10 protein-coding genes are annotated in these 12,205 nt (G+C 71.2%); 7 read left to right on the plus strand and 3 right to left on the minus strand.

Annotated elements, in window-relative coordinates; genetic code table 11:
• Positions 1-114: 114 nt before the first annotated feature.
• Complete coding sequence (locus tag ORI60_RS33605; RefSeq protein ID WP_266042017.1) at positions 115-2,367, minus strand: helicase-associated domain-containing protein; 2,253 nt, start codon at positions 2,365-2,367, stop codon at positions 115-117.
• A gap of 86 nt (positions 2,368-2,453) precedes the next feature.
• Here ORI60_RS33605 and ORI60_RS33610 point away from each other — a divergent pair, with 86 nt between their 5' ends.
• From ORI60_RS33610 to ORI60_RS33630, 5 genes are all read left to right on the plus strand, one after another.
• Complete coding sequence (locus tag ORI60_RS33610) at positions 2,454-2,639, plus strand: hypothetical protein (protein WP_266042018.1); 186 nt, start codon at positions 2,454-2,456, stop codon at positions 2,637-2,639.
• Between the two features lie 107 nt (positions 2,640-2,746).
• Positions 2,747-4,132, plus strand: a complete 1,386-nt coding sequence (locus ORI60_RS33615; RefSeq protein ID WP_266042019.1) for an NAD-dependent malic enzyme — start codon at positions 2,747-2,749, stop codon at positions 4,130-4,132.
• A 105-nt stretch (positions 4,133-4,237) separates the two neighbouring features.
• The gene (moaC, locus tag ORI60_RS33620) at positions 4,238-4,711 is read left to right on the plus strand and encodes a cyclic pyranopterin monophosphate synthase MoaC (RefSeq protein WP_266042020.1); all 474 of its coding nucleotides are present in this window, start codon (positions 4,238-4,240) and stop codon (positions 4,709-4,711) included.
• Positions 4,708-5,178 (plus strand): MogA/MoaB family molybdenum cofactor biosynthesis protein, encoded by a 471-nt coding sequence (locus ORI60_RS33625; protein WP_266042021.1) that lies wholly within the window; start codon positions 4,708-4,710, stop codon positions 5,176-5,178. Before moaC ends, ORI60_RS33625 begins: the two co-directional genes overlap by 4 nt.
• The gene (locus tag ORI60_RS33630; protein ID WP_266042022.1) at positions 5,175-5,600 is read left to right on the plus strand and encodes a molybdenum cofactor biosynthesis protein MoaE; all 426 of its coding nucleotides are present in this window, start codon (positions 5,175-5,177) and stop codon (positions 5,598-5,600) included. Before ORI60_RS33625 ends, ORI60_RS33630 begins: the two co-directional genes overlap by 4 nt.
• Before the next feature lie 453 nt (positions 5,601-6,053).
• Here ORI60_RS33630 and ORI60_RS33635 read toward each other — a convergent pair whose 3' ends face one another.
• A complete protein-coding gene (locus tag ORI60_RS33635; RefSeq protein ID WP_266042023.1) occupies positions 6,054-6,698 on the minus strand; it encodes a transglycosylase family protein in 645 nt (214 codons plus the stop codon).
• A 463-nt stretch (positions 6,699-7,161) separates the two neighbouring features.
• On the opposite strand from ORI60_RS33635, the gene ORI60_RS33640 reads away from it, so the two are divergent.
• Positions 7,162-9,594, plus strand: coding sequence for an ATP-binding protein (locus tag ORI60_RS33640; RefSeq protein ID WP_266042024.1), 2,433 nt, complete (start codon positions 7,162-7,164; stop codon positions 9,592-9,594).
• A 7-nt stretch (positions 9,595-9,601) separates the two neighbouring features.
• Positions 9,602-11,989, plus strand: a complete 2,388-nt coding sequence (locus ORI60_RS33645; RefSeq protein WP_266042025.1) for an ATP-binding protein — start codon at positions 9,602-9,604, stop codon at positions 11,987-11,989.
• Here ORI60_RS33645 and ORI60_RS33650 read toward each other — a convergent pair.
• Entirely contained in the window at positions 11,953-12,201 is a 249-nt protein-coding gene (locus tag ORI60_RS33650) for a MoaD/ThiS family protein (protein ID WP_323055971.1), read from the minus strand. The genes ORI60_RS33645 and ORI60_RS33650 overlap by 37 nt on opposite strands.
• Positions 12,202-12,205: the final 4 nt, after the last annotated feature.

The raw sequence follows: 12,205 nt of genomic DNA on the forward strand, positions 1-12,205 counted from the left end.
GGAGTCCTCCTAGGTCGGTGAACGTTTCTCGGGTACGTCCACGTCAACCGACGCTAGGCCGCGACACACTCACGTAAGAGTGATCGGGATCCCCGATCGGGGGATGACCGGCTGTCAGTCCTCGTCCACCAGAGCGGCGGACGTGACCCGATGGAGCGGGAACCTCAGCACCTCTCCGTAGCTGTGGTCGTAGCCCTCCAGCACACCGCCCCCGACCACGTGCGGCTCGATCACGCGCTGTGCCGCCGTGCCGTGGGAGTCGACGAACCCGACGAGCACCCTGCGGCGCGCCCGTGCGGCCTGCTGCAACAACGACAGGGTCGCGGACGGGCCGGAACCGAGGTGCCCGGGAACGGCGATCCGTTCACCCCGTGGTGTCGCGGCGGCACGATCACCGGCCCGGACCAGCCGGACGAGCTCACCCAGTCGCTCGTCGGGGTGCACGGCGGGTGACACCGGTTTGCGGACACTGCGCTGCCTCGGCGTGGTCCGGCGGCCGCCCGGCCGCAGGTCGAGCACCTGGCCGTCCGGGCCCTCCGCGGCCGGGGCGAACCCGGCCGAGCGCAGCCCGTCCAGCACGTCCGCCAACGGCAACGGGCTGACGAGCACGGTCGGAGCGATCCGGCGCAGCTCCAGCCGTGCCGCCTCGGGGTGCGCGAGGACCTCGCTGATCAGCACCGGGTCGTCGCAGCGCAGGAACGAGCCCGCCGCCCCGCCGCGCAGCCTGCCGTGGCGGCGCGCGGCGTCGTCGATCAGGTAGGTCAGCGACTGCGGGACCGGCGTGCGCGACCGGGTCTTGAACAGTTCCTGCAGCTCGTCGGCGGTGCGTCCGGCGTCGAAGGCCCGGCGGACGGTGGCCTCGCTGATCCGGTAGACGGTGGCACCGCCGGCCGACTCGACGTTCGCGACCAGCGCCAGCTCGTCCGCGAGCTCCGGTTCGAGACGGCCGGGGGCGACGACGGTGAGGTCGGCCTGCAGCAGCACGTGGTCCAGTGGCGCGGGCAGGGCGTCCCCGAGCGACTTCGCGGCGTGGCCGGGGCCCTCGTCGAGCAGCACGCGGCCCGCGCTGGTGATCGCGCCGAGGGCCAGCACGCCGACCGCGGTGCCCTCCTCGACCGTCCAGCGCACCAGCTCGTCGCGTTGCCTGCCGCCCCGGCGCGGCGCGCGCCAGCCGAGCAGGGCGGCCAGGTCGGCGGGGGCCGAGATCGCGGTGCCCTTGGGGAACGCGCCGAGCGCCTCCAGGATCCACCGCCGGTCGCGCGGGGCCTGGGCGCGGCGGATCTCGTCCGCGAGCGGGTTGAAGAGCTTGTCCTTCTCGTCCCGGCGGCCGATCAGCGCCGGCAGTCGCGGCAGGTCGAGCCAGGCGTGCGCGAGCGTGGCCCAGCGGACCTCGGTGGTCGCGGCGAGCCAGACGTCGGCCTTGGTCGTCGGCACCCACTCGGGTTCCGCGGCCTCGGTGTTCGCGGCCAGGTCCGCGCCGACCGCGAGCTCGATCAGCAGGGCGGCACGGCGTTCGTCGACGTCGAGGTCCTTGACGACCTTGCGCAGCTCGCGGACGCCCAGACCGCCCGTCCGCAGCACCGGCGCCGGTTCGGCCGACCAGCTCGCGATCAGGTTCTCGACGTGCCGGACGAGCTCCAGGGCCTCGCCGGCACCGGTGGCGTCGACGCTGCTCTGCTGGAGCGCGGTGGTCTTGAGCTTCGGTTCGGTGACCTGGATCGGGCCGAGAGGGCGCTCGCCGCGCAGTTCGAGGGCGATCTCCCGCGGCAGCTCGACCGTGCCGGGGTCGCGCCGCAGCAGCAGGCCGCGGGCGAGCAGCCGTTGCACGGGGGTCTCGGCCTTGTCGAGCGGCACGACGCGGGAGGCGTCCTTCGTGTCGCCGATGGGCGGTCCGGCGGCGAGCTTCTGCAGCACCCGCTGCTCGCCCTCGGTGATGCCGGTGAGGTCGTAGGTCTGCCCGGTCGCGCGGCCCAAGCCACCGGGGTGGGCGCCGAACGCCTCGCGGGTGAGGGGAGGGACCGACAGCGCGTCGTCGTCGCCCCAGGCGAGGGCGAGGGACCTCAGTTTCGCGACCGCCTGCTTGAGCGGCTTGGGCTTCACGTCCGGCCCGAGGACCTGCGCGAGTGTGGGCAACGCCACGGGCCCGGCGTCCGCACCCTGCACGACCAGGGCCTCGAGCACGGTCAGCGTGAAGGTGTCGAGGTCCTCGCAGGCACGCGCGATCGATGCCCTGGTGCCGACCCGCGTCGCGAGCACGGACATATCGGCAGGTGGGGGCGTTGCCAGATCGGGGCGCGCGCGCAGCAGCGCGACGAGAGCGACGTCGTCCTGGGCGCGCAGCCAGTCGGCGAGTGTGATGCCGGACATTCTCACCACGGTATATGGGCCGCCGGAGAACACGACGTGCTCTGTCACACTTGTGCCCGTCAGCAGGCACGACCGAGGAGGAGAACGTGGCGAAAGGACGCCCTGGACGGGTCGACCCGCACTGGCCGGATGGCCCGGACGGCGGTCACCCCGTCACCGAACTGACCAGTGACCTGCAGGGTGCGCTCTCCCCGTTCGGCACGGTGACGTTCCCGCTGCCGTCGGAGGACCTCCCGTACAAGCACCCGGTGACCGAGATCAACAAGTCCTGAGTGGATTGTCAGGCCGGTCTTAAAACTCGCCGAGTCGGGTGAGTACCGCAAAGGGCCCGGGGATAGGCTCGTTTCCCGCTTGAGCTGTACTTCGTGGGAGGACGACGATGCCGGTCCCCGGCCCTGGTTACTCGATCACCGTTCGTCTGGAGGCGCCGCCGTCAGCGAGCGCCGCGGGTGACCTCACTTCGGCCGTCGGCCGCGCCGGTGGTGTGATCACGGCGTTCGACGTCGTGGAGTCGCACAACGACCGCGTCGTCATCGACCTCACGTGCAACGCGCTGTCCGCGAACCACGCCAAGGACATCACCGACACGCTGGAGACGCTGCCCGGCATCGTCGTCCGCAAGGTGTCGGACCGCACGTTCCTCGTGCACCTCGGCGGCAAGATCGAGATCTCGTCCAAGGTGCCGCTGCGCAACCGCGACGACCTCTCCCGCGCCTACACGCCGGGTGTCGCCCGCGTGTGCGAGGCCATCGCGAAGAACCCGGATGACGCGCGCCGCCTGACCATCAAGCGCAACACCGTCGCCGTCGTCACCGACGGATCGGCCGTGCTCGGTCTCGGCAACCTCGGCCCCGCCGCCGCCCTGCCGGTGATGGAGGGCAAGGCCGCGCTGTTCAAGAAGTTCGCCGGCGTCGACGCCTGGCCGGTCTGCCTGGACACCCAGGACACCGAGGAGATCATCCGCGCGGTCGAGCTCATCGCTCCCGTGTACGGCGGCATCAACCTCGAGGACATCTCCGCGCCGCGCTGCTTCGAGATCGAGGCCCGCCTGCGCGAGAAGCTCGACATCCCGGTGTTCCACGACGACCAGCACGGCACCGCGATCGTCGTCGTCGCCGCTCTGCGCAACGCCCTGCGCGTGGTGAACAAGGACATCAAGGACTGCCGCATCACGGTCTGCGGCGTGGGCGCCGCGGGTTCCGCGATCATCCGCCTGCTGCAGGCCCAGACGCCGGGCGACATCATCGCCGTGGACGTCGACGGCATCGTGCACCGCGACCGCCCCGGCCTGGACTCGAACCTGAAGTCCATCGCCGCGTCCACGAACAAGGACAACCAGTCCGGCCGCCTGCACGACGCGCTGGTCGGCTCGGACGTGTTCATCGGCGTCTCCGCTCCCAACCTGTTCGGCGCGGAGCAGGTCGCGACCATGGCGAAGGACGCCATCGTGTTCGCGCTGGCCAACCCGGACCCGGAGATCGACCCGATGGAGGCCCAGCAGCACGCCGCCGTCGTCGCGACCGGCCGTTCGGACTTCCCGAACCAGATCAACAACGTGCTGGCGTTCCCCGGCGTCTTCCGCGGCCTGCTGGACGCGCACGCGCGCACCATCACGGACGCGATGCTGCTGGCCGCCGCGCAGGCCATCGCCGACGTGGTGGACGGCGACCGCCTCAACGCGTCGTTCATCGTGCCGTCGGTCTTCGACAACACCGTCGCCCCTGCGGTGGCCGACGCGGTGCGCAAGGCCGCCGCCACCTCGTAAGGGCCGCGGCACCAGCACGAGCCGGAAGACGTCAGGGGCGAAAAGCGTGCCCGCTGACGTCTTTCGGCACAGGCCGTCCGCGCGCGTCCGGCATACGATCGCCGTATGACCAAGCAGTTCACCCACCTGGACTCCCAAGGCGCGGCCCGGATGGTCGACGTCTCCGGCAAGGAGCAGACCACCCGGACTGCCGTGGCCACCGGGATCCTGCACACGACCGCCGAAGTGGTTGAGTTGCTGGGCGCCGACGGCCTGCCCAAGGGCGACGCCCTGGCGACGGCCCGGATCGCGGGCATCATGGCCGCGAAGCGCACCTGGGAACTCGTGCCGCTGTGCCACCCGATCGCGCTGTCGTCGGTGGTGGTGGACCTGGCACTGGCACCGTCCGCCGTGCTGATCACCGCCACCGTCCGCACGACCGACCGCACGGGCGTCGAGATGGAAGCCCTGACCGCGGTCTCCGTGGCCGGCCTGACGCTCCACGACATGGTGAAGTCGGTCGACCCCGCGGCGTCCCTGGACGCAGTGCGGGTGGAGCGCAAGGAAGGCGGCAAGTCCGGCCTGTGGGAGCGCCCGTGAAGGCGGTGGTGATCACCGCGTCCAACCGCGCCGCGGCCGGTGTCTACGCCGATCGCAGCGGACCCCTGATCGTCGAGTGGCTGACCGCACGCGGTTTCTCGGTCTCCTCGCCGGTGGTGGTGCCGGACGGCGACCCGGTGCGCGAGGCGCTGTCGGCCGCGGTGTCCGACGGCGCCGACCTGGTGCTGACGACCGGTGGCACCGGCATCAACCCGACCGACCGCACGCCCGAGGCGACCCGAGCGGTGCTGGACTACGAGGTGCCCGGCCTGGCCGACGTCATCCGGATGTCGGGCTGGCCGCGGGTGCCCGGCTCCGTGCTGTCGCGCGGCGTCGCCGGTGTCGCCGGACGGACGTTGGTCGTGAACCTGCCCGGCTCGACCGGCGGCGTGCGGGACGGGCTGGACGTGCTCGCCTCGGTCGTCGAGCATGCTCTCGACCAACTGCGTGGAGGTGACCACAAATGAGCGTGGTGCTGCGGGCCGTGGTGACCGAGGAACCGCTGTCGGTGGAGGAGCACGCGGCTCTGGTCGCGTCTGACCGGGCCGGTGCCGTCGTCACCTTCTCCGGTGTGGTGCGGGACCACGACGGCGGGCGGACAGTGCTGGAGCTGGAGTACCACTCGCACCCTTCCGCCTCGGACGTGGTGGCCGAGGTCGTGGAGTCGTTGGCCTCGAAGTACGCCGGGGTGCACGGGATCGCCGTCTCGCACCGGGTCGGGCCGTTGAAGATCGGTGATGTGGCGCTGGCCTGTGCCGTGGCCGCTGAGCACCGGGGGGAAGCGTTTTCCCTTTGTTCCGACCTGGTGGACGAGGTCAAGGCTCGGTTGCCGGTGTGGAAGAGGCAGGTCTTTCCTGGCGGCGAGGACGAGTGGGTCAACTGCCCCTGAGGTTGGCCTGGTCCGGTCGGCTTGGAGGGTCGGCTTGCCGTGCGCGGGCCGGGCTTGGGTGCGGGTCGGCTTGCGGGCGGTTGTCGCGTTCCAGCGGGGTGGGTCGCGTTCCTGGTGTTCGGTCGCCTCGCGGGTGCCTGGTGGCACCGCGGGTCCGGTTGTGGCGGCTGGTTCCTGTTCCAGCGGAGGGGTCGCCTTGCGATTGCCGGTGCTGATTCCAGCGGAGAGGTCGCGTCGACTCGACACTACGCCTGACTGGCTCGCCCCTGCCTGGTCCGGCAACTCGGCGGGCTCGCCCACGCTCGTCTGGCGCGCTGCGGGCCCGCCCCACCCGGAAATGCAGGCAGGGACCTCACCGTCGGGGGGTAACGGTGAGATCCCTGGTCCTGTGTCAGCCCACTAGTACGGGCCGGCGTTCGTGCGACCGATCAGATCGGTCCGAGCCGGGGAGGCTCAGACCAGGATCTTGTGGCCCGGGAAGATCAGGTCGGGGTTCGTGATGAAGCCCTTGTTCTTCTCCACGATGGCCTGGTAGCCGCCGGCGACCTTGTTGGCGTCCGCGATCTTCGACAGGGTGTCGCCCGCCTTGATCTCGTAGTTGCCGTTCGGGTTCGTCTTCGAGCCCTCGAGCACCACGGCGGGGGCCTGCTGGACCGGAGCGGCGGCCTGGCGCTGCTGCGGCTGGACCTTGCGCTGCTGCTGCGGGGCCGGGGCGGTCCTGGCGGCCGGAGCCGAGTTGACGCCCAGCTTGCGGCTGCAGGCGGGCCAGGCGTTGTTCACGCCCTGGCCGGCGGCGACGCGCTCGGCGACAGCGATCTGCTGCTCGCGCGAGGCGTTGGCCGGGTTGCCCTGGCCGCCGTAGGCGTTCCACGTCTGCTGGGTGAACTGCAGGCCGCCGTAGTAGCCGTTGCCCGTGTTGGCGCCCCAGTTACCACTTGCCTCGCACTGAGCGAGGGCGTCCCAGTTCACGGGGGCCGCGTTGGCGGTGCCAACGGCCAGGCCCAGAGGGGCGCCGGCGATGATGCCGACAGCCGCGACCTTGGCGATAGTGCGAGCGGCGGAACTCTGCTTGCCCTTGTTGCCTCGGTTGAAAGCCATGTGCCTCTCGGTCCACCTCACCTGCTGCCAGGAACTCGGGTTCGGGGCCCGGTGCGTTCCTGCGTCCCAGTCCGGCGGTTTCTCTCGCTCGGGGTATGTGCCGGAGAACCCTCGGACTGGGTTCGGTGTGCGGTCCTCCGGATGGTGCTCGTGGCTGGTTCGGGCCAGCCGAGGAGCGACCGTACGTAACCGCTGAGCCGCTCTCCAAATGTTTCGACCTGTGATGCGCATCACAGTAACGACCTGAAAAGTTGTATGGAGCCTACAAAACGGCAGCTCAAAGGTGCCGTTATCGGTCCGTTTCCATTCTGAGATCCGCCGAGATCTATTACGGAAAGTGAGGCGTGGCTCACGTGTGTTGCGCCATCGGAGACCGCCGTTCACGGTCGAGCGGTGGCCGTCGGCGGCCCCTCGCGGACACCTTCCGATCGACTGACGAAGATCCACTTGCCAGGATCGGGGTATGAGGATCGAGGCGCTCCGCCGGGCGCTGGCCGCCACACCCGGCCAGCCGGTGTCGTTCGACGACCTGATCGCGGCCGTCTGGCCCGGCGACCGCCCGGCGAACCCGAGGCAGGCTTTGCGGAACCTCGTGCAACGGTTGCGCGCCACCGAGCAGGTCATCACCGAGCCCTCCGGCTACCGGCTGGTCGTGCGGGGACCGGGGCCGCGACACCTGCCCGCGGACCTGCCGGACTTCGTGGGCCGCGACGAGGAGATCGCGCGGGCTCTGGCGAGTGAGGCGCCGGTGCTCGCCATCACCGGGCCGCCGGGGGTCGGCAAGACCTCGCTCGCGGTGCACGTCGCGCACCGGCTGAGCGAGCGCTTCCCGGACGGCCAGCTCCACGTGAACCTCCGCGCGTTCGCCGAAGGAGCCGCGCTCACGCCCGACCAGGCGCTGCACCGGTTCCTGCGCGCGCTCGGTGCCGAGGACATCCCCGTCGAGGTGGGTGCGCAGTCCGAACTGTTCCGCAGGATGACGGCGGACCGCGCGGTGCTCGTTGTGATCGACAACGCCACGCGCGAGCTGCTCGGCCCGTTGCTGCCGCACGGCCCGAGATGCCGGGTGATCGTCACGAGCCGCACGGACCTGTCCGAGCACGAGCAGGTCCGGCTGGCCGTGTTCGAGGAGGACGAGGCACAGGAGCTCCTCGCCAGGATGCGGATCACCGGCAGCTCCGAGGACAAGGCCGAGCTGGTCCGGCTCTGCGCCCACCTGCCGCTGGCGTTGCGCATCGCCGCCGCGAACGTGGCGTCGGGTCACCTCTCCGACTACCTCGCGGACCTGCGCGGTGACGACCGGCTGGACGCGCTGGAGATCGAGGGCGACGCGGCCGTCAACGCCACGTTCGACCTGTCGTACCGAGCGCAACCCGTTGTGGCGCAACGGTTGTTCCGGCTGCTCGGACTGATCCCCGGCCAGGACTTCGGCGTCGAGGCGGCCACCGCGCTGCTCGGCGGGGGCGACGCCGGCGAACCGCTGCGGCAGCTCGTGGACGCGAACCTCGTGCAGCACGACGGCGACAGGTACAGCCTGCACGACCTCCTCCGCATGTACGCGCTGCGGCTGGCCGAGGAACCCGGCGCCAGGACGAGGCTCATCGACTACTACCTCTTCAACGCCGAAGCGGCGGCGCGCAAGGCCAACCCGGACTTCGCGCGAATGCTTGTCCCGCAGGTCCCCGGCGACCCGCCGCGGCACGAGTTCGAGACCCAGGCCGACGCGATCGCGTGGTTCGACTCCGAGCGCGGCAACATCGTCGCCGCCATTCCGCACGCGGGTGCGGCGCCCGCGGCGTGGCTGCTCGCGGACATGCTGCGCGCCTACTTCTACTTCCAGTCCTACCGCGTCGACTGGTTCGTGGCGGCCAGGGCGGGACTCGCGGCCGCCGTCGAGGCGGGCGACGTCCTGGCGCAGGCCGTGATGCACGGCAGCCTCGGCCTCGCGCACTTCTCCGTCAGCCGGCTGACGGACGCGATCGCGGAGTTCACCCGCGCCCGCGAGCTGCTGCGGCAGCACCCCGACGACCGCGTGCTGGTGTCGTTGCTGATCAACAGCGGCCTCGCCTACCAGCAGCTCGGCCGGCTGAGCGACGCGGTCGAGGTGTTCACCGCGGCCCGTGAGCTGCAACCGGACAACACGGCCGTGGCGTTCAACCTGGGTGGCGCCTACCTCGATCTGGGACCGCTGTCCGAGTCTCTGGCCAACGTCAGGCACGCGATCGAACTCTCCGAGAAGCAGGGCCTGCCGCACGTCCGGTTGTACGCACTGGACGCGCTCAGCGAGGTGCTCGAGTACAACGGGAGGTTCGACCTCGTCCGAGAGGTGATCGCCGAGGCCGACGAGGTGCGGCGCGGGCTCCCGCCCGAGTTGGCGCACCCGCTGGGCGGTGTCGCCCTGGGTGCCTCGGCCGTCCTGGCCCAGGGCCGGCCGGGGGAGGCGCTGGAGTCCTGGCTCAAGGCCTTGAAGATCGTGCAGGACGCGAACAACCAGCGCGAGGAGGCCGACCTCCTCGACACCATCGGTGACGCGCACCGCGCACTCGGAGAGCTGGACAAGGCGTTCCGCGCGCACAACGAAGGCCTCGCGCTCAGCGTGAGGAACGGCTATCTGCGCGGCGAGGCGGAGAACCTGGCGGGGCTCGCCGCCGACCACCACGCGGCAGGTGACCTCGAAGAGGCGTTGAAGCTCGCCGTGCGGGCCCGGGAACGCGCGGAGGCAGGCGAACTGCGCGTGCGTCTCGTGCGCGTCCTCATCATCACGGCGGCCATCCAGCGCTCACTCGGCGACCACGACACCGCGGACAAGACGGCGCAGGAAGCTCATCAGCTCGCCGAAGAGACCGAATGCCATCTCTGGGACCACGAACTGCGTCAGGTGGCGACTGCCCGATGATGGTGCGATGACCAAGGAGTCGCGTCTGGAGGCGTTGCACCGCGCGTTGCTCGCCGAGGCCGGCCAGCCGGTGCTGTTCGGCGATCTCGTCCGCGCGGTCTGGGGCGACGAACCACCGGCGGGACCGCTGCCCGCGCTGCGCAGCCTCGTGCGCAGGCTGCGGCAGTCCGTCGAGGACGAGATCGTCACCGACGCCTCCGGCTACCGGCTCGTCGTGCGCAGGCCGGGCCCCGCCCAGCTGCCCGCGGACCTCCCTGACTTCGTCGGCCGCGAGGACGAGCTCGCCGCACTGTCCTCTTCGGACGCCCCGGTGCTCGCGATCACCGGCCCTCCCGGTGTCGGCAAGACCGCGCTCGCGGTCCGGCTCGCGCACCGCGTCCGCGACCGGTTCCCCGACGGTCAGCTGCACGTCGACCTGCGCGGGTTCGCGACGGGACCGGCGGTCACCGTCGAGCAGGCGCTCGGCCGGTTCCTGCGCGCGCTCGGCGTGCCGCCCGCGAACGTCCCGCTCGACCGCGACGAGCAGATCGAGCTCTACCGGGCGAAGCTGCGGGGCCGTCGGGTGCTCGTGCTGCTCGACAACGCCACCGGCCTGAGCCCGCTCGTGCCGGACGTCGAGGGCTGCAAGGCCATCGTGACCAGCAGGAACGAACTGCCGGAGCAGACCAGACTCGACGTGTTGGCCGACGACGAGGCCGGTGCGTTGCTCGACCGGCTGAAGATCGACGGAACGGCGGACGACCGGGCCGAGCTGATCAGGTTGTGCGCGAACCTGCCGCTGGCGCTGCGCATCGCGGGCGCGCACCTGGCCGACCGGCACCTGCCCGACTACCTCGCCGAGTTGCGCGGCGACGGCAGGCTGGACGCGCTGGAGATCGAGGGCGACGCGGCGGTCCGGGCGGCGTTCGCGTTGTCCTGCGGGGCTCTACCGGCCGACGCACGCCGCTTGTTCGGGTTGCTGAGCGTGCACCCCGGCACGGACTTCGGCGTGCGTTCCGCTGCCGTGATCGGTGACCTGTCCACTGAGGACAGCACGCGGCTGCTCGACGTGCTGGTGCGTTCCGGGCTCGTCGAACAGACGGGGGAACGGTTCGGGATGCACGACCTGGTCCGGCTCTTCGCCTCGGAACAGGCCGGTTCCGGCGGCCCGCCCGCGCTGCGCAGGCTGTTGTCCTTCTACCTGGCCACCGCCCGCCACGCGGCGGAGCTCGTGAGCCCCGCGGTCAGGAGGCTGGATCCGCTGCCGCTCGACCTCGAAGGCCGGGAGTTCGCGACCGCGGCACAGGCGCAGGCGTGGCTCGACTCGAAACGCGTGGTGCTCGTGGCGGCCGTGCAGGTCGCGCCTCATCCGTTCGCGAGCCATCTCGCCGACTCGTTGCGCGGGTACCTCAACTACAGCGCCTACAGGTCGGACCTCGGCACGGTGATGGCCGCGGGTCTCGCGTCGGCGCGTGAGTCGGGTGACACGGCGGGTGAGACGGCGATGCTCAACGGGCTGGGGCACCTGCACTGGATGCGGGGCGCCTTCGCGGAGGCGTTGGAGTCGTACGGAGCAGCGCTCGAACTGAGCCCGTCGGATCTCATGAGGAGCGCGTTGCTCAACAACATGGGACTGGTCAAGCGCGAGACCGGTGACCTCTCCGGCGCGCTGGAGGACATGGAGCAGGCGCGGCAGGTGCAGCACGGCGACACGACCCTCTACGGGACCGTGCTGTCCAACCTCGGCACGGTGTGCGGCGCCCGCGGGGAGCTGCGCAAAGCCGTCGCCCACTTCGAGGAGGCCCTCCGGATCTGGGAGGTGAACGGGTTCCAGGTCAAGATCGCTGTCACCCACGAGGAGCTCGGAGTCGCCCACATCGAGCTCGGGGACTTCGACGGGGCACGCAGGCACCTCGACGCCGCGTGGGCCGGGTACCAGGAGGCCGGCATGGGGGAGTCCAGGCCGAACGTGCTGGCCAACCTGGCCGACCTGGCCAGGAAGACCGGTGACCCCCAGCAGGAGCGGGCATGGGCGTCGCGGGGGCTGGAGCAGGCGCGGAAGATCGGCGACGTCCGGGCCGAGGTCGAAGTCCTGATCAGGCTGGACGAGCTGGAGGCGGCGGTCGAGCTGGCGGACCGGATCAACTACCCGGTGGGCCGCAGGAAGGCGCAGCTGAAGCTCGCGAGGCACGATCCGGCGCTCGCCGCGGAGCTGTTGCGCGACGTGCGGGACAACGGGGATCTGCTGCTGGAGTCCAAGGCGGTGCTCGCACTGGCCGAGGCGACCGGTGACGCGGCCGTGGCCCAGGAGGCGCTGGAACTCGCGAAGGCACGCGAGCAGGGCGCTGTGGTGGCTCGTGCCGAGGCGTTCCTGGCCGCTCAGCCGCCCGCGAACGGCGGCAGCACGTCCAGCTGAGACCCCGCGGGCACGCGCACCGACGTGTCGCGCACCGCCACGCCGTCCAGCAGGAAGCTCGACGCGGCGAGGACCTTGCCGAGCTTCGCGCCGTGCCGTTCGCCGATGGTGCTGACCACGAGCGCCACGGTGGGCTCGGAGGTGTCGAGCTGCAGGTCCTCGTCAGCCACCCCGGCCGCGGCCCGCGCGCCTGCGAAGTAACGGATCTTCACGGCC

Origin of the sequence: Lentzea sp. NEAU-D7 (assembly GCF_026242055.1) — a bacterium.
Lineage (GTDB): Bacteria > Actinomycetota > Actinomycetes > Mycobacteriales > Pseudonocardiaceae > Lentzea.